The following is a 16836-nucleotide window of genomic DNA, read 5'->3' as shown; positions in this document are numbered from 1 at the left end:
CTCAGGAGATGGGCACGACCTCCGGCGCGCCCAGCCGGACGGCGTCGGCGGTCTCGTCGTCGGGCTGCTGCTGGCTCTCCCGCTCCGCCTCGACGCGCTTGAGGTAGTGCTGCACCTCGCGCTCCACCTGGTCCTCGCCCCAGCCGAGGACGCTCGCCATGAGCTCGGCGGTGGGCCGGGCCGCGGCGACCCCTCGGTCGAAGGTCTCGATGGAGATGCGGGTCCGTCGCGCGAGGACGTCCTCGACGTGGCGGGCGCCCTCGTGGGTGCACGCGTACACGACCTCTGCCTGCAGGTAGTCCTCGGCGCCGGGCAGCGGCTGGCCCAGGTCGGGCCGGCGCGCGACGAGCGCGACGACGTCGTCGACGTCGGTGCCGAAGCGGCCGAGCAGGTGCTCGATCCGCGCGACGTGCAGACCCGAGGCCTCGGCGGTGCGGACCCGCGCGTTCCAGGCCGCCTCGTAGCCGGCCGCGCCGACCATCGGCACGTCCTCGGTGCACGAGTCGGGTACGCGGAACGGCAGGGCGCGGACAGCCTCGTCGACGGCGTCCTCGGCCATCACGCGGTACGTCGTGTACTTGCCGCCGGCGACCACGACGAGCCCGGGCGCGGGGTGCCCCACGACGTGCTCGCGCGACAGCTTGCTCGTGGAGTCCGACTCCCCGCTCAGCAGCGGCCGGAGCCCCGCGTACACGCCCTCGACGTCCTCGCGGGTGAGCGGGCGCTCGAGCACCGCGTTGACGTGGTCGAGCACGTAGTCGATGTCGCGGCTGCTCGCCGCGGGGTGGGCCTTGTCGAGGTCCCAGTCGGTGTCGGTCGTGCCGATGATCCAGTGCCGGCCCCACGGGATGACGAAGAGCACGGACTTCTCCGTCCGCATGATCATGCCGGTGGTCGAGGCGATGCGGTCCTTCGGCACGACCAGGTGGATGCCCTTGCTCGCGCGGACCTTGAACTGCCCGCGCTCCCCGACCATCGCCTGCGTGTCGTCGGTCCACACGCCCGTGGCGTTGATGACCTGCTGCGCGCGGACCTCGAACCGGTCGCCGGTCTCGAGGTCCTCCGCCACGGCACCGACGACGCGCTCTCCCTCGCGGAGCACGTCGACGACCCGGCACCGGCTCGCGACGTGCGCGCCGTACGCGGCGGCGGTGCGCGCGAGTCCCATCGTGTGGCGGGCGTCGTCGATCTGGGCGTCGTAGTACTGGATGGCGCCGCTCGCGGCGTCCTTCTTGAGCGCGGGGACCGCCCGCTTCACCTGCTTCTTCGTGAGGTGCCGGTGCAGCGGCACCCCGCGGGGGTGCCCGCCCTGCACCGCGCCCGCCACGGCCATCGCGTCGTACAGCAGCACGCCCGCGCCCACGTACGCGCGCTCGACGACCGGGTTCTTGAGCGGGTAGAGGAACGGCACGGGCCGCGCGAGGTGCGGCGCGAGCCGGGTGAGGATGAGACCGCGCTCCTTGAGCGCCTCCCGGACGAGGGCGAAGTCGAGCATCTCGAGGTAGCGCAGCCCGCCGTGCACGAGCTTGCTCGAGCGGCTCGACGTGCCGGAGGCGAAGTCGCGCGCCTCGAGCAGCCCGACGCGCAGCCCGCGCGTCGCCGCGTCGAGGGCCGCACCGGTGCCCACGACCCCGCCGCCGATGACGAGCACGTCGAGCTCGCCGGAGCGCATCACCTGCAGGGCCCGCTCGCGGTCGGCCGGACCCAGCCGGCCGCGGTGCGACAGCTCCTGGCCGACCAGCGTCGTGGGCGGGACGAGCGGCTCCGCCTCGTGCGGAGCAGGGCGGTCGTCGTTCTGCTGGCTGGTGGGCGTCTCGGGCATGGTCACGTCCTCAGTCTCGGCTCTCGTCGTGGTGTCCGCCGCCCGGGGCACGGCGAGCGCGCCCCGGGCGACGACGGGTCGGGTTCGGGTCAGCGGCGGCTCACTCGACGTCCACCCAGTCGAGGGTCCGCTCGACCGCCTTCTTCCAGCGGCCGTGGCCCTCCTCGCGCTGCTCGTCGTTCCACTGCGGCTCCCAGCGCTTGTCCTCGTTCCAGTTCTCGCGCAGCTCGTCGGTGCTGTCCCAGAACCCGACGGCGAGGCCGGCGGCGTAGGCGGCGCCGAGCGCGGTGGTCTCCGCGACGACCGGCTTGGACACCGGGACGCCGAGCACGTCGGCCTGGATCTGCATGCACAGGTCGTTGGCGGTGATGCCGCCGTCGACCTTGAGCGTCTCCAGGTGGACGCCAGAGTCCTTCTCCATGGCCTCGACCACGTCCTTGGACTGGTAGCAGATCGCCTCGAGCGTGGCCCGCGCGAGGTGGGCGTTCGTGTTGAACCGCGACAGACCCACGATCGCCCCGCGGGCGTCGGAGCGCCAGTACGGCGCGAACAGGCCGGAGAACGCGGGCACGAAGTACACGCCGCCGGAGTCCTCGACCTGCCGGGCTAGCGACTCCGACTCCGAGGCGCCGGAGATGATGCCGAGCTGGTCGCGCAGCCACTGCACGGCCGAGCCCGTGACGGCGATCGAGCCCTCGAGCGCGTACACGGGCTTGGCGTCGCCCAGCTGGTAGCAGACCGTCGTCAGCAGGCCGGCCTTGGAGCGGACGAGCTCCTCGCCGGTGTTGAGCAGCATGAAGTTGCCCGTGCCGTACGTGTTCTTCGCCTCGCCGACGCCGAAGCACACCTGGCCGACGGTCGCCGCCTGCTGGTCGCCGAGGTCACCGGTGAGGCGCACCTCGCCGCCGAGCGGGCCGTTGGTGAGCGTGGTGCCGTAGCCCTCCGGGTCCGAGGACGGCCGGATCTCCGGCAGCATCGACCGGGGGATGTCGAAGAAGCCGAGCAGCTCGTCGTCCCAGTCGAGGGTCTCGAGGTTCATGAGCATCGTGCGGCTCGCGTTCGTCACGTCGGTGACGTGCCGGCCGCCGTCGGTGCCGCCCGTGAGGTTCCACGTGAGCCACGTGTCGGTGTTGCCGAAGACCGCGTCGCCGCGCTCCGCGGCCTCGCGGACGCCGTCGACGTTCTCGAGGATCCACTGCACCTTGCCGGCGGAGAAGTACGTGGCCGGCGGCAGACCGGCCTTCTGGCGGATGACGTCGCCCTTGCCCTCGCGCTCGAGCTTCGAGGCGATGCGGTCGGTGCGGGTGTCCTGCCAGACGATGGCGTTGTAGTACGGGCGACCCGTCTTGCGGTCCCACACGACCGCGGTCTCGCGCTGGTTCGTGATGCCCATCGCGGCGAGGTCCGACGGCTGCAGCCCCGCCTTGTTGAGCGCGGTCCGGATGACCGAGGAGGTGCGCTCCCAGATCTCCACCGGGTTGTGCTCGACCCAGCCCGCCTGCGGGAGGATCTGCTCGTGCTCGAGCTGGTACTTGCCACGCTCGTTGCCGCCGTGGTCGAAGATCATGAAACGGGTGCTGGTCGTGCCCTGGTCAACTGCTCCGACGAAGTCGGCCATGAGATGTCCTTCCGTTCGAGAGGTCGTTCGGTTGGTCGTTCGGTGGGTGGGCGGTACCCGCAGGTCGGCCCGGGCGCCGGGTCAGACGCCCATCGGCATGAAGTAGAGGTTCGCGGCGACGCCGGCGAGCGCCCCGCCGATCAGGGGCCCGACGACGGGGACCCACGCGTAGCCCCAGTTGCTCGAGCCCTTGCCCTTCATGGGCAGCACCGCGTGGGCGATGCGCGGCCCGAGGTCGCGGGCCGGGTTGATGGCATAGCCCGTCGGGCCACCGAGGGAGGCACCGATGCCGACGACGAGGAGCGCGACGGCCAGCGGGCCGAGCTCGGCGGGTGTCTGGCCGAACATGAGGATGATGAAGACGAGCACGAAGGTGCCGATCACCTCGGTGACGACGTTCCACACCGGGGTGCGCAGCTCCGGGCCGGTGGAGAAGACGCCGAGCTGGGCGGCCGGGTCCTCCGTGGCGTCGAACTGCTTGCGGTAGGCGAGCCAGCACAGCACCGCGCCGAGGAAGGCGCCGACCATCTGCCCGAGGAAGTACAGGATGGTCGTCCCCACGTCGACGGGGATGCCGGGGGCGTACTCCTCGGCCCGGTTAAACAGCAGGCCGACCGTCACGGCGGGGTTGATGTGGGCGCCCGAGGCGAAAGCGGCGTAGACGCCCGCGAAGACGGCGAGGCCCCACCCGAAGTTGACGAGGAGGAAGCCGCCGCCGTTGCCCTTGGTGCGGGCGAGGGCGACGTTGGCGACGACGCCGCAGCCGAGCAGCAGCAGGAAGGCGGTGCCGACCACCTCAGAGAGGAACAACGCCCCGTACGAGATCTCCATGCAGAGCTCCTTCGCTCCAGTCCCGACCGCGACGTCGGGAGGCCGTGCCGACGGCTCTTCTCGCCGTCTGCGTGGCCGTGACGCTAGGGAGCCCCGCGAGCAGTGCCAAGGACCCCCGTTCGACATTGTCGAACGTTGCCCTTCCCCTCCGCCTGACGGCGCTCCTACGGTGGCGACGTGCCGGGGGCCATCCAGTCGGTCGAGCGGGCGGCCGCGCTGCTGCGGCTGCTCGCGACCGGGGCGCGCCCGTTGTCGCTGCACGAGGTCTCGGGGTCCTTGGGGCTGCCTAAGGGCACGGCGCACGGGCTGCTCCGCACCCTCGTCGACGTCGGTTTCGTCGAGCAGGACCGGCACACCGGGCACTACTCCGTGGACGGCGGGCTCGAGCGGCTCAGCTCGCACCGCACCGACGGCAACGTGCTCCGCTCGCTGGCGATGAACTGGGCGGACAGTCTCGCCGCGCACGCCGGGGAGGCCGTCCGGGTCGGCATGCTGGTGGGCGGCGCGGTCGAGGTCGTGCACCACGTCTTCCGGCCCGACGACTCGCCGCAGGAGCTGCAGACGGGTCGCCGGCTGCCCGTGCACGCGACGGCGATCGGCAAGGTGCTGCTCGCCGCGCACCCCGTGCTCGTCGGCGTCGTGGGGACCCAGGAGGCCGCGGCGTTCACCTCGCGCACGGTGACGGAGCCGGGCGCGCTGCTGCGGGTGGTGCAGGCCGTGCGAGCGGCCGGGTGGGCGTGCGAGGTCGGCGAGCACGAGCCGGGTCGGGCGGAGGTGGCCGCCCCGGTCCGCGACCCCGGCGGTCTCGTCATCGGGGCGGTGTCCGTCGTGGGGGACGTCGAGCGGCTGTGCGACGGGCGGCTGCAGGTGCGTCGCGGCTTCGTGGACCAGGTCGTCGACTGCGCGCACAACGTCTCCGCCGAGATGCGGCACTGAGCGGGTGCGCACGTGAGTCGACGAGCGACGTGAGCGACCCCCTCGTCGCGGCCATCGACCAGGGCACGACGTCGACGCGCTGCATCCTCTTCGACCAGGCGGGCCGGCTCGTGTCGGTCGCGCAGCGCGAGCACCACCAGCACCACCCGCGTCCCGGGTGGGCGGAGCACGACGCCCGCGAGATCTGGCGCAACGTGCAGCGCGTCGTGCCCGAGGCGCTGCACCGTGCCGGAGCGGGCGCGCGCGACGTCGTGGCGCTCGGCATCGCCAACCAGCGGGAGACGGTCGTGCTGTGGGACCCGCGGACCGGTGAGCCGCACGGGCACGCCGTCACGTGGCAGGACCTGCGGACCGCGGAGCTCGTCGAGTCGCTGGCCGCCGCCGGGGGGCGCGATCGGGTGCGGGAGCTGTGCGGGCTGCCGCTGGCGACGTACTTCTCGGCGCCGCGCGTGCGGTGGCTGCTCGACGCCGAGCCCGGGCTGCGGGAGCGTGCCGCGGCGGGCGAGCTGCTGCTCGGCACGATGGAGAGCTGGCTGGTGTGGAACCTCACCGGCGGACCGGACGGCGGCGTCCACGTCACCGACGTGACGAACGCGAGCCGCACCATGTTCATGGACATCCGCACGCTGCAGTGGTCGGAGGAGCTGTGCGAGTTCTTCGGCGTGCCGGCGGCGATGCTGCCCGAGATCCGGTCCAACTCCGAGGTGTACGGCGAGATGCGGACGGTACTGCCGGGCGTCCGCATCGCCGGTGCGCTCGGTGACCAGCAGGCGGCGCTGTTCGGGCAGACGTGCTTCTCCCCCGGCGAGGCCAAGTGCACGTACGGGACGGGCAGCTTCGTGCTGCTCAACACCGGGCACGCCCCGGTCGCGTCGACGCACGGGCTGCTGCCGACGGTCGCGTACCGCATCGGCGACGAGCCGGCGGTCTACGCCCTCGAGGGCGCGATCGCGGTGACGGGCTCTCTCGTGCAGTGGTTCCGCGACAACCTCGGTCTCATCGCCAGCGCGCCGGAGATCGAGACGCTCGCGCAGACCGTGGACGACAACGGCGGCTGCTACATCGTCCCCGCGTTCTCGGGGCTCTTCGCCCCGTGGTGGCGCGCGGAGGCCCGCGGGGTCGTGGTGGGGCTGACGTCGTACGTGACGCGCGGGCACCTGGCACGCGCGGTGCTCGAGGCGACCGCCTGGCAGACGCGGGACGTCGTGGACGCGATGGACGCCGACTCCGGCGTCGCGCTGCGGGCCATGAAGGTGGACGGCGGCATGACGAGCAACAACCTCCTCATGCAGACCGTGGCGGACGTGCTCGCGGTGCCGGTCGTGCGGCCGATGGTGAGCGAGACGGTGTCCCTGGGTGCCGCGTACGCCGCTGGTCTCGCCGTGGGCTACTGGCCCGACCTCGAGGGGCTGCGCCGCAACTGGCACCGGGCGGCGGAGTGGCAGCCGACCATGGCGGAGTCACGGCGCCGGCGGGAGCACGAGGACTGGAAGCGAGCGGTAGAGCACTCCTTCGGCTGGGCGCGGTCCGGCGAGGGCTGACCCGGTCGGCGTGGTGTCGCCGGGCGCCGTCACGGGCGGGCGTGGGGAGGACGGGATTCGGACGGTCCGGCGTGGCCAGCGCGGCCAACCTGGCCGACCTGGCCGACCTGGCCGACCTGGCCGACCTGGCCGACCTGGCCGACCTGGCCGGCGTCACGGTCCTGCGTGGCGGGCCCACGGCGGCTCGTCGGCAGCGTCGGGTCCGGTGTCCAGCTCCACGTCGCGGAGACCTCGCCCGACCAGTGGGTTGTCCGACGGCCGCTGGTCCGACGGCCGCTGGTCCGACGGCCGCTGGTCCGACGGCCGCTGGTCCGACGGCCGCAGGTCCGACGGCCGCAGGTCCGACGGCCGCTGGTCCGACGGCCGCTGGTCCGACGGCCGCTGGAGGGACCGAGGCTGTGCGGACGGTGGCGACCCCGCGGCCCCCTCCTGGGACGGCGGCCGGGTCGTCGCGGTGGCGCCCGACGGGCTCGTCCACCGCATGACCCCACCGGGCAGCTGCTCGACGCGCCAGCCGCCGCGGTGCTTGAGCCGGTGGTGGAAGCGGCACAGGCACGCGTTGTTGCACAGGGCCGACGGCCCGCGCGGGTGCGGGATCGTGTGGTCGGCGTCGCAGCGGCGCGCGGCGCGGGCACACCCGGGGAAACGGCACGTGACGTCACGCGAGCGGACGGCGCGTGCCAGCCGTGCCGGCAGCTCGTACGGTCCGGGGCCCTCCTCCTGGTGCGTGCGGCACGGACCTGGTGCCTCTGGGTCGGCCCCGGCGCCGGCGTCGTCGCGTGTGCCGGGCGGGACGGGCACGAGCAGGCGCCAACGGGCGTCGGCGAGCAGGTCGCGCGCCTCGTCGACGGAGATCGGTCCGACGCCGACCACCTCGGCCGGCTCGTGGCACCCCCACGGCACGGCATCGCCACCTCGGCCTCCTCCACCCGCCTCGCCCGCACCCTGCGCGGGTTCAGCGGCGAGGCTCGAGAGCGGCAGCGTGAGGTCGACGTGCACCTGGACGCGGGGCGAGGGCCGCTCGCGCAGGTCGTGCGTGCCCGCGAGCCACTCGAGCACGGTGTCGGCGCGCAGGTTGTCGAGCGTGGGCAGCAGCTGTTCCGGGCTCGCTTGCCCCGGCTGACCCGGCGGCGCCGCCTGCTCGCCGCCCTCACGGAGCTCCAGCTCGCGGAGCGCGGCGCGGGCGAGGTCGTGTCGTTCCCTGGCGACGGCGTCGACGCGGGCCCACGCGGCCGCGATGGTCGCGGCGGGACCCGTCACCTGCAGCACCCCCATGGCGTCCTCCACGGCCCAGCTCCGGACGCCACGACGCGCCCGCGCCGCCTCGGCGCGGCGCCTCACGGCGGCCCGGTCGACCCGCATGACGGCGCGTCGCGCGCGACCGGCGACCTGCGGCCGGGTGAAGCTGCACACCACCGCGCCGTCGCGCGCCGGTCCGCCCATCACGACGAGCGGCCGGCCGTGCTCGTCGAGGACATCCGGCAGCTCCACCGGTCCCTCGCCGGCGTCCGGCACGACCCGCGGCAGCAGGTCGGCCTCGAGGACCGCGCAGCCCCCGGCGTCGAGCCCGACGGCCGCCTCGGACACCGCCTCGGCGTGCGAGCGGTCGAGCCGTCCGGCGACGAGGGCGTCGAGCGTGCGCGGGAACCGCGAGGACAGGTCGACCGCGAGCGTTTGCGTGGCCATGGCGCTGCCCTGCGACAGCCCGAGGGCCACGGCGACGTCCGCCGCGGCGAACCGGTCGACCTCCTCCGCTCCGGCCGGCGCGCTGCCGCGCTCGGCCCGGGTGAGCCGCCGACCGCGGCGGGCGGCGACCAGGTCGGCGTGCGCCTCCTGGGCGCGCTGCCGCAGCTCCGCGACGGCGACGAGCAGGAGCCCGTGCGAGGAGGCGATGACCGCCCGGGCGGCGCGGAGCGCCTCGAGGAGGTCGGCGTCCTCCATGTGCTCCGCGCCGACCAGCGCCAGCTCGTCGAGCACGCGGGTCGGGTCGGCGGAGTCGAACACATGTACGACACTAGGTCGAGGGTCCGACACAACGGTCCGACGAATGGGACCGACACGGCCGACCGACACGACGGCCCGCACGACGGCCCACCGGAACGGCGCGAGCGGCACCTGCGGTCAGACCTCCGACGGCACCGGCGGCCCCGGCGGCCCCGGTACCTCCGGCGGCACCGGCGGCCACCGCGGCGCCCCCAGCTCCCTCGACAGCGAGCGGGCCGTCTCCCGGAGCGCCTCGTCGACCTCCGGCGGCGTCGGCCAGCGCGAGCTCGGCACCACCACCGACAGCGCCGCCACGACCGTCCCGGAGCGGTCGGCGACCGGCGCCGCGAGCCCCGCCTCGCCGATCACCGCCTCGTCGAGCTCGCTCGCGACGCCCGCCGCCGCCACCGTCGCGAGCTCCGCCCGCAGCGCGCCCGCGTCCACCACGGTGTCCCCCGTCATGGGCCGGAGCCCCGCGGCCAGCACGCGCTCGGCCTGCGCGGGGTCGTTGGCGAGCAGCACCTTGCCGAGCGCGCACGCGTGCGCCGGCACCGCCATGCCGGTCTCGGGCAGCTGCTGCGACCCGCCCGACGCCGTCACGCGGTGGATGATCATCACCTCGTCGAAGAGCTCGACGCCCAGCCGGACCGCGAGGCCGGTCCGGCGTGCGAGCTCCTCCGCCCACCGCAGCGCCCGCACCCGCACCTCGTGGGTGTCGAGGTAGACGCTCGACAGCTTCACGAGCGCCGGCCCGAGCATGTACCGCACACCGTTCGGCTCGCGCGCGACGAGGCCGTGCGCCGCGAGGCTCGACACGATCCCGTGCACCGTGGAGGGCGGCAGGCCGAGCTCGCCGGCGATCTCGCTGAGGCCGAGGTGCCGCGCGCCCTGCAGGCACAGGAGGACCCGCGCGGCCCGGTCGATGGACTGGATCACCCTTGACCTCCCCGGGCTGCGCCGCCTCGTCACGCCCCTTGGCGGGGCGAGCGTACTTTGATAATGTCGAAAGCACTTCGAGCGCGACCCGGCCCGTCGACGACGACACGGAGGTCCCCCATGAAGAAGCTCATCAACTCCCCCGAGCGGGTGGTGACCGACGCCCTGGCCGGCATGGCCGCCGCGCACCCGGAGCTCACGGTCGACCACGAGAACCGTGTGGTGCTGCGGGCGTCCGGCGCGGTGCAGGGCAAGGTCGGCCTCGTCTCCGGCGGCGGCTCGGGCCACGAGCCGATGCACGGCGGCTTCGTCGGCCTCGGCATGCTCGACGCCGCGTGCGCGGGAGAGGTCTTCACCTCCCCCACGCCCGACCAGATGCAGGCGGCGACGCTCGCGGTCGACGGCGGCGCCGGCGTCCTCCACATCGTGAAGAACTACACCGGCGACGTCATGAACTTCGAGATGGCCGCCGAGCTCGCGGCCGCCGAGGGCGACGTCGAGGTGCGCTCCGTCGTCGTCGACGACGACGTCGCCGTCCAGGACAGCCTGTACACCGCCGGGCGACGCGGCGTCGGCGCGACCGTCCTGCTGGAGAAGGTCGTGGGCGCGGCCGCCGAGGAGCGTCGCGACCTCGCCGCGTGCGAGGAGCTGGCGAAGAAGGTCAACGGCAACGCACGCAGCATGGGCATGGCACTCACCAGCTGCGTGGTGCCCGCGGCGGGGACGCCGACCTTCGAGCTCGCCGACGACGAGTTCGAGCTCGGCATCGGCATCCACGGCGAGCCCGGCCGCGATCGCAGGAAGCTCGGGCCGCTCTCCGAGGTCGCCCAGCTGCTCGTCGAGCCCGTCCTGCACGACCTGCCCGACGCCGACGGCGCGCCCGTCATCGCGTTCGTCAACAGCATGGGAGGCACGCCGCTCATCGAGCTGTACGGCCTGTACGCGGAGGTCGCCGCGATCTGCGAGAAGGCCGGCGTGCAGATCGCACGGAGCCTCGTGGGGCCGTACATCACGTCGCTGGAGATGGCGGGTGCCTCCGTCACCCTCCTGCGGGCCGACGACGACGTGCTGCGGCTGTGGGACGCGCCCGTCAGCACGCCCGGCCTGCGCTGGGGGGTGTGATGTCGGACGCCACGCTCGCGGGGCTGCTCGACTGGCTGCGCCGCTTCGCCGCCGCCGTCGCCGAGGAGGAGACGCACCTCACCGAGCTCGACCAGAAGATCGGTGACGGGGACCACGGCAGCAACATGCGCCGCGGGACCGCCGCCGTGGTCGCCGCGCTCGACGCGGACGCACCCGAGGACGTGAAGGCGGCGTTCACGCAGGCGGGCATGACGCTGGTGAAGACGGTCGGCGGGGCGAGCGGACCGCTGTACGGCACGTTCATGCTGCGTCTCGGCACGACGGCGGGGGCAGTCGACGCGCTCGACGCCGCCGGCCTCGCGGCCGCCCTGCGCGCGGGTCTCGACGGTGTCGTGCAGCGCGGGAGGGCCGAGCGCGGGGACAAGACGATGGTCGACGTCCTCGCCCCGGGCCTGGACGCGCTCGACGAGGCGGTGGCCGCCGGCGCGGACGCCGCTGCCGCGGCCCGCGCCGCCGCCGACGGAGCCCCCGGGCTCCGTGACGCGACGGCGCCGCTCGTCGCCCGGAAGGGACGGGCGAGCTACCTCGGCGAGCGCTCGGCCGGCCACGTGGACCCGGGCTCGGCGTCGACGACACTCCTGCTGCAGACGCTCGCGGACGCGCTCGGGGAGCCGTGAGCGGCGGGGCCCGCGTCGGCCTCGTCGTGGTCTCGCACAGCCTGGCGCTCGCGGACGCGGCGGTGGCGCTCGCCCTGGAGATGGTCTCCGCGGACCCGCCCCCCGTGGCGGTGGCCGCGGGAACACCCGACGGCGGCACGGGAACCGACGCGACGGCGGTGCTCGACGCGGTCGAGCGGGTGGGCGGCCCGGCCGGCGTCCTCGTCGTCATGGACCTCGGCAGCGCCGTGCTGAGCGCGGAGCTCGCCCTCGAGCTCGCCGGCGACCTGCCGTACGAGGTGCGACTGAGCGCGGCGCCCTTCGTCGAGGGGGTCGTCGCCGCCGTCGTGCAGGCGGCCGCCGGGGCGGGCCTCGACGAGGTCGCCGCCGAGGCCGGTGCGGCCGGTGGCGCCAAGGCAGCGCACCTCGGTCCCCAGGAGGCCCCGGACGGTCCGCCCGCCGGCGCGTCACGAGCGGACGACGCCCCGGCCGCCGACGCCTCGGTCGCCCACGAGCGCGACGTGACGGTCGTGAACCCGCACGGCCTGCACGCGCGCCCGGCGGCGGAGCTCGCCCTGCTCGGCCGCGGCTACGACGCCGAGGTGCGGCTCACGAGCCGCACCTCCGGGCGCGGCCCGGTGTCGGCACGGAGCCTCGTCGGTGTGCAGTCGCTCGGCGCCGTGCGCGGGCACGTCGTCACGATCGCCGCGACAGGTCCGGACGCGGCCGCGGCGCTCGACGCCGTCGTGGCGGCGGTCGAGGGCGGCTTCGGCGAGAGCACGGACGGCGCGGTCACGGGCGAGGGCGCGGCGACCACCGACCAGGACACGGCGGTGCCGGACCGTGGCACGGCCGTGGCGGAACGAGGCGCTCGAGGCAGCGACCAGGGCACGGCCGTCCCCCGACCACCGGAGCCCGCGGACGGCGCCGTGCACGGCGCGCTGCACGGCACGCCCGCCGCGCCCGGGCGCGGCTGGGGTCCCGCCTGGCACCTCGACGACGCCCTGCCGGCCCTGCCGGGGCGACCCGACGGCGACCCGGCCGCCGAGCGCCAGCGGCTCGAGGCCGCCGTGGGAGCGGCGGCCGACGACCTGCGGGCCTCGCTGCCGCCGGAGGTCGGCACGCGGGGCGGCGGCGCGGGCCCCGCCCGGGCGGACCGTCACGACGACGACCCCTACGTCGCCGTCGTCCGGGCGCACCTGCTCCTCCTCGAGGACGACGCCCTGCTCGTACCCGCCCGTGAGGCGATCTTGGCGGGCGCCCCCGCGGCCACCGCCTGGCAGCAGGCCGTCGACGCGGCCGCCGACGGCCTCGCCGCGCTCGACGACGACTACCTCGCCGCCCGCGCGGCCGACGTCCGCGCGGTCGGCCGGGCGGTCCGGCGCCGGCTCCAGGGGGTGGCGCACCGGCTCGAGGCACGATCCGGCGTGCTCCTCGCCCGCGACCTGTCCCCCGACGAGGTGCGCTCGCTCGACCCCGCCGTCACCACCGCGGTCGTGACCGCGGCCGGCAGCCCGACCTCGCACGCCACGCTGCTCGCCCGCGCCGCCGGGCTCCCCCTCGTCGTCGCCACCGGCGAGGCGGTCCTCGCCGTGGCCGCCGGCACGACGGTCGCGGTCGACGGCGGCACCGGGCAGGTGCTCGTCGCCCCCGACGACTCCGTGGCGGCCGCCTGGCGCGCCGAGCAGGACGCGGCCGAGCGGCGCGCGGAGGCAGCCCGCGAACGCGCCCGCGGCCCCGCCCGCACGCGCGACGGCGTCCACGTCGAGGTGGCGGGCAACGCCGCCGGCCCGCAGGACGCGGCGGTCGCGGCTGCGCACGGCGCCGACGGAATCGGCCTGCTGCGCACCGAGCTGCTGTTCGGCGGACGAGCGGAGCCCCCCGACGAGGACGAGCAGCTCGCCGCCTACCTGGCCGTCGCGGAGGCGGTGGCGGGGCAGCGCGTCGTCGTCCGCACGCTCGACGTCGGCGGCGACAAGCCCGTCGCGTACGCCGACCAGCCGGTGGAGGCCAACCCGTTCCTCGGGCTGCGCGGGCTCCGGCTGCAGCTGGAGCGCCCGGACCTGCTCCGCCCACAGCTGCGTGCGGTGGTGCGCGCGGCGCAGCGCACACCGCTCGGCGTCATGTTCCCCATGGTCACCACGGTCGCCGAGCTGCGGCGGGCGCGCGCCGCCCTCGCCGACGCCGCGACCGACCTCGGCCTCCCGGGCCTGCCGCCCGGGCTCGAGGTCGGCGTCATGGTCGAGGTGCCGGCGCTCGCGCTGCGCACCCGGCACCTGCGCGGGCTCGTCGACTTCGTGTCGCTCGGCACGAACGACCTCACGCAGTACGCGCTGGCGGCCGAGCGGGGGAACCCGCACGTCGCCGGGCTGTCCGACGCGCTCGACCCGGCCGTCCTCGCCCTCGTCGCCGCGACGTGCGACGGCGCGGGACCGGACGTGCGGGTCGCCGTGTGCGGGGAGCTCGCCGCCGACCCCGCCGCGGTGCCGGTGCTCGTCGGGCTCGGCGTGCGGGAGCTGAGCGTCGGGCCGCGCTCGGTCCCGGCCGTCAAGGAGCGCGTGCGAGGGCTCGACGTGACCGCGGCCGCCGACCTCGCGGGGCGCTGCCTCGCCCTGCCCGACGCGGCCGCGGTCCGCGACCTGCTCGAGCGGGAGGTCCCCGGCGGGTGAGCGCGTCGGGCGGGGTCAGCCCGGCCGGTACGGCGACACGACGACCTCTACCCGCTGGAACTCCTTGAGGTCGAGGTAGCCCGTCGTCGCCATCGCCCGACGCAGGGCGCCGAAGAGGTTGCTCGTGCCGTCCGCGCTGCGACCCGGGCCGAGCAGGATCTCCGCCAGCGGCGCGACCGTCCCGACGTGCACCCGCTCCCCGCGCGGCAGCACGGGGTGGTGCGCCTCCGGCCCCCAGTGCCAGCCCCGGCCCGGGGCCTCCTCCGCGCGGGCGAGGGCGGTGCCGAGCATGACGGCGTCCGCGCCGCACGCCACGGCGTTGACGACCGCGCCGCTGCGGCCGAGGCCGCCGTCGGCGATGACGTGCACGTAGCGCCCGCCGGACTCGTCGAGGTAGTCGCGGCGCGCGGCCGCCACGTCGGCGACGGCGCTCGCCATGGGTGCGTGGATGCCGAGCGTCTGCCGCGTCGTGTGGGCGGCGCCGCCGCCGAAGCCGACGAGGACGCCCGCCGCGCCGGTGCGCATGAGGTGCAGGGCCGCGGTGTAGGTCGCGGCGCCCCCCACGATGACGGGCACGTCGAGCTCGTAGATGAAGCGCTTGAGGTTGAGCGGCTCGCTGTTGGCCGACACGTGCTCGGCGGACACCGTCGTGCCGCGGATGACGAACAGGTCGACGCCCGCGGCCACGACCGTCTGCCACAGCTCCTGCGTGCGCTGCGGGGTGAGGGAGCCCGCGACCGTGACCCCGGCGGCGCGGACCTCGGCGAGGCGCTGCGTGATGAGGTCGGGCCGGACGGGGGCGGCGTAGATCTCCTGCATGCGCGCCGTGGCGGCGGCGGGGTCGAGCGTCGCGATCTCGGCGAGAAGCGGCTCGGGGTCCTCGTACCGGGTCCACACGCCCTCGAGGTCGAGCACCCCGAGACCACCGTGGCGGCCCACGGCCACGGCCGTCGCCGGGCTCATGACGGAGTCCATCGGCGCGGCGAGCAGCGGGAGCTCGAAGCGGTAGGCGTCGATCTGCCAGGCCGTCGACACGTCCTCGGGGTCGCGGGTGCGGCGGGACGGCACGATCGCGACGTCGTCGAGGGAGTAGGCGCGGCGGCCCCGCTTGGCACGGCCGATCTCGAGCTCGTTCACGCCGGAACCCTAACGGGACGGGCGGTCCCGGCCCGACGGGCCTGCCGTGTCTCAGCGGACGGTGTAGTTGGGCGCCTCGTTCGTCATGCGGATGTCGTGCGGGTGGCTCTCCTTCAGCCCAGCGGACGTGATGCGCACGAACCGGCCGCGCTGCTTGAGTTGCTCGACGGTCTCCGCGCCGACGTAGAACATCGACTGGCGCAGGCCACCGACGAGCTGGTGGGCCACCGCCCCCAGCGGGCCGCGGTAGGGCACCTGGCCCTCGACGCCCTCGGGCACGAACTCGTCGTCGGCCGCGACGTCGTTCTGGAAGTAGCGGTCCTTGCTGAACGAGCGCGCGCCCGCGCGCGTCTGCTGGGCGCCGAGGCTGCCCATGCCGCGGTAGGACTTGTACTGCTTGCCGTTGACGAAGACGAGCTCGCCGGGGCTCTCCTCGCAGCCGGCGAGCAGCGAGCCGAGCATGACGGTGTCCGCGCCGGCGACGAGCGCCTTGGCGATGTCGCCGGAGTACTGCAGGCCGCCGTCGCCGATGACGGGCACGCCCGCGGGCGCGCACGCCTGGGCCGCCTCGTGGATGGCGCTGACCTGGGGCACGCCCACGCCCGCGACGACGCGCGTCGTGCAGATCGAGCCGGGCCCGACGCCGACCTTGACCCCGTCGACACCCGCGTCCACGAGCGCCTGCGCGGCGGCCCGGGTCGCGACGTTCCCGCCGACCACGTCGACACCCGCGACGGCCGGGTCGGCCTTGAGCCGGCGGATCATGTCGAGGACCGCGCGGGAGTGCCCGTGCGCCATGTCGACGACGAGCAGGTCGACACCGGCCTCGACGAGGAGCATCGCGCGCTTCCACGCGTCCTCGAAGATGCCGATGGCCGCCGCCACGCGCAGCCGGCCGTCGTCGTCCTTCGTCGCGAGCGGGTACTGCTCGCGCTTGGTGAAGTCCTTGACCGTGATGAGCCCGCGCAGCCGGCCGTCGCCGTCGACCAGCGGCAGCTTCTCGACCTTGTGGCGCCCGAGCAGCGCCATGGCGTCCTCCGGCGACGTGCCGACGGGCGCGGTGACCAGCGGCATCCGGGTCATGACGTCCTCGACCCGGCGGGAGTGGTCGGCCTCGAAGCGCAGGTCGCGGTTGGTGACGATGCCGACGAGCACCCCGGCGGCGTCGACCACGGGCAGGCCGCTCACGCGGTAGCGCCCGCACAGCTCGTCGACCTCGGCGAGGGTGGCCGACGGGCTGGTGGTGACCGGGTGGGTCACCATGCCCGCCTCCGACCGCTTGACGAGGTCGACCTGCTGGGCCTGGTCCTCCGCCGACAGGTTGCGGTGAAGGACGCCGAGCCCGCCCTGCCGCGCCATGGCGATGGCCATCCGGGACTCGGTGACCGTGTCCATCGCGCTCGACAGCAGCGGCACCTCGACGCTGATGCGCTTCGACACCCGCGAGCGCGTCGACGTGGCGCTCGGGACGACGTCGCTCTCCCCCGGCAGCAGCAGCACGTCGTCGTACGTCAGACCGACCGTGGCGAACGGGTCGGGGACGGGGTGGACGGGGCCGGCGGGGGGCTGGGTCACCACGGAGCCGATGGTAGGCGGTCCCGGGCACGCCCCGGCGCGGCGGCCG

Annotated in this window: 12 protein-coding genes; 5 read left to right on the top strand and 7 right to left on the bottom strand. The window is 75.1% G+C overall.

Annotated features, from left to right (window positions below; genetic code table 11):
• Position 1: 1 nt before the first annotated feature.
• The 3 genes from WAA21_RS00595 to WAA21_RS00585 all read right to left on the bottom strand — a co-directional run bounded on the left by WAA21_RS00595 (position 2) and on the right by WAA21_RS00585 (position 4271).
• On the bottom strand, positions 2–1672 hold the full coding sequence (locus WAA21_RS00595) for a glycerol-3-phosphate dehydrogenase/oxidase (RefSeq protein WP_336920907.1): 1671 nt from the start codon (positions 1670–1672) through the stop codon (positions 2–4).
• A gap of 250 nt (positions 1673–1922) precedes the next feature.
• Positions 1923–3440 (bottom strand): glycerol kinase GlpK, encoded by a 1518-nt coding sequence (gene glpK, locus WAA21_RS00590; RefSeq protein ID WP_336920783.1) that lies wholly within the window; start codon positions 3438–3440, stop codon positions 1923–1925.
• 81 nt (positions 3441–3521) lie between these two features.
• Positions 3522–4271: an MIP/aquaporin family protein gene (locus WAA21_RS00585; RefSeq protein WP_336920782.1), complete on the bottom strand. Its 750-nt coding sequence runs from the start codon at positions 4269–4271 to the stop codon at positions 3522–3524.
• A 177-nt stretch (positions 4272–4448) separates the two neighbouring features.
• Here WAA21_RS00585 and WAA21_RS00580 point away from each other — a divergent pair, with 177 nt between their 5' ends.
• On the top strand, positions 4449–5207 hold the full coding sequence (locus WAA21_RS00580) for an IclR family transcriptional regulator (protein WP_336920781.1): 759 nt from the start codon (positions 4449–4451) through the stop codon (positions 5205–5207).
• 29 nt (positions 5208–5236) lie between these two features.
• The gene (gene glpK, locus WAA21_RS00575; RefSeq protein WP_336920780.1) at positions 5237–6748 is read left to right on the top strand and encodes a glycerol kinase GlpK; all 1512 of its coding nucleotides are present in this window, start codon (positions 5237–5239) and stop codon (positions 6746–6748) included.
• A 153-nt stretch (positions 6749–6901) separates the two neighbouring features.
• On the opposite strand, the gene WAA21_RS00570 is transcribed toward glpK (WAA21_RS00575), so the two are convergent.
• Together WAA21_RS00570 and WAA21_RS00565 are read right to left on the bottom strand one after the other, a co-directional pair.
• A complete protein-coding gene (locus WAA21_RS00570) occupies positions 6902–8752 on the bottom strand; it encodes an HNH endonuclease signature motif containing protein (protein WP_336920779.1) in 1851 nt (616 codons plus the stop codon).
• Between the two features lie 117 nt (positions 8753–8869).
• Positions 8870–9667, bottom strand: a complete 798-nt coding sequence (locus WAA21_RS00565; protein ID WP_336920778.1) for an IclR family transcriptional regulator — start codon at positions 9665–9667, stop codon at positions 8870–8872.
• Between the two features lie 120 nt (positions 9668–9787).
• Here WAA21_RS00565 and dhaK point away from each other — a divergent pair, with 120 nt between their 5' ends.
• Genes dhaK through ptsP form a run of 3 tightly spaced genes read left to right on the top strand, consistent with a single transcriptional unit; the run spans position 9788 to position 14075 of the window.
• Positions 9788–10789, top strand: a complete 1002-nt coding sequence (gene dhaK, locus WAA21_RS00560) for a dihydroxyacetone kinase subunit DhaK (RefSeq protein WP_336920777.1) — start codon at positions 9788–9790, stop codon at positions 10787–10789.
• Positions 10789–11427, top strand: a complete 639-nt coding sequence (gene dhaL / locus WAA21_RS00555) for a dihydroxyacetone kinase subunit DhaL (protein WP_336920776.1) — start codon at positions 10789–10791, stop codon at positions 11425–11427. The genes dhaK and dhaL overlap by 1 nt, the downstream gene beginning before the upstream one ends.
• On the top strand, positions 11424–14075 hold the full coding sequence (ptsP, locus tag WAA21_RS00550) for a phosphoenolpyruvate--protein phosphotransferase (RefSeq protein WP_336920775.1): 2652 nt from the start codon (positions 11424–11426) through the stop codon (positions 14073–14075). The genes dhaL and ptsP overlap by 4 nt, the downstream gene beginning before the upstream one ends.
• Before the next feature lie 15 nt (positions 14076–14090).
• On the opposite strand, the gene WAA21_RS00545 is transcribed toward ptsP, so the two are convergent.
• Entirely contained in the window at positions 14091–15212 is a 1122-nt protein-coding gene (locus WAA21_RS00545) for a GuaB3 family IMP dehydrogenase-related protein (protein ID WP_336920774.1), read from the bottom strand.
• A 51-nt stretch (positions 15213–15263) separates the two neighbouring features.
• The gene (gene guaB, locus WAA21_RS00540; protein ID WP_336920773.1) at positions 15264–16790 is read right to left on the bottom strand and encodes an IMP dehydrogenase; all 1527 of its coding nucleotides are present in this window, start codon (positions 16788–16790) and stop codon (positions 15264–15266) included.
• Positions 16791–16836: the final 46 nt, after the last annotated feature.

This window comes from Aquipuribacter sp. SD81, from assembly GCF_037153975.1.
Classification (GTDB): domain Bacteria; phylum Actinomycetota; class Actinomycetes; order Actinomycetales; family JBBAYJ01; genus Aquipuribacter.
Note: the sequence above shows the minus strand (reverse complement) of the source record. Positions and strands in the feature narration are given on the sequence as shown.

What these genes read in the sequence shown, in the direction of transcription:
- dhaK (WP_336920777.1), top strand. Translation starts at nt 9,788, where the DNA reads ATGAAGAAGCTCATCAACTCCCCCGAGCGGGTGGTGACCGACGCCCTG.
- WAA21_RS00595 (WP_336920907.1), bottom strand. Translation starts at nt 1,672, where the DNA reads ATGCGCTCCGGCGAGCTCGACGTGCTCGTCATCGGCGGCGGGGTCGTG.
- dhaL (WP_336920776.1), top strand. Translation starts at nt 10,789, where the DNA reads ATGTCGGACGCCACGCTCGCGGGGCTGCTCGACTGGCTGCGCCGCTTC.
- glpK (WP_336920783.1), bottom strand. Translation starts at nt 3,440, where the DNA reads ATGGCCGACTTCGTCGGAGCAGTTGACCAGGGCACGACCAGCACCCGT.
- WAA21_RS00585 (WP_336920782.1), bottom strand. Translation starts at nt 4,271, where the DNA reads ATGGAGATCTCGTACGGGGCGTTGTTCCTCTCTGAGGTGGTCGGCACC.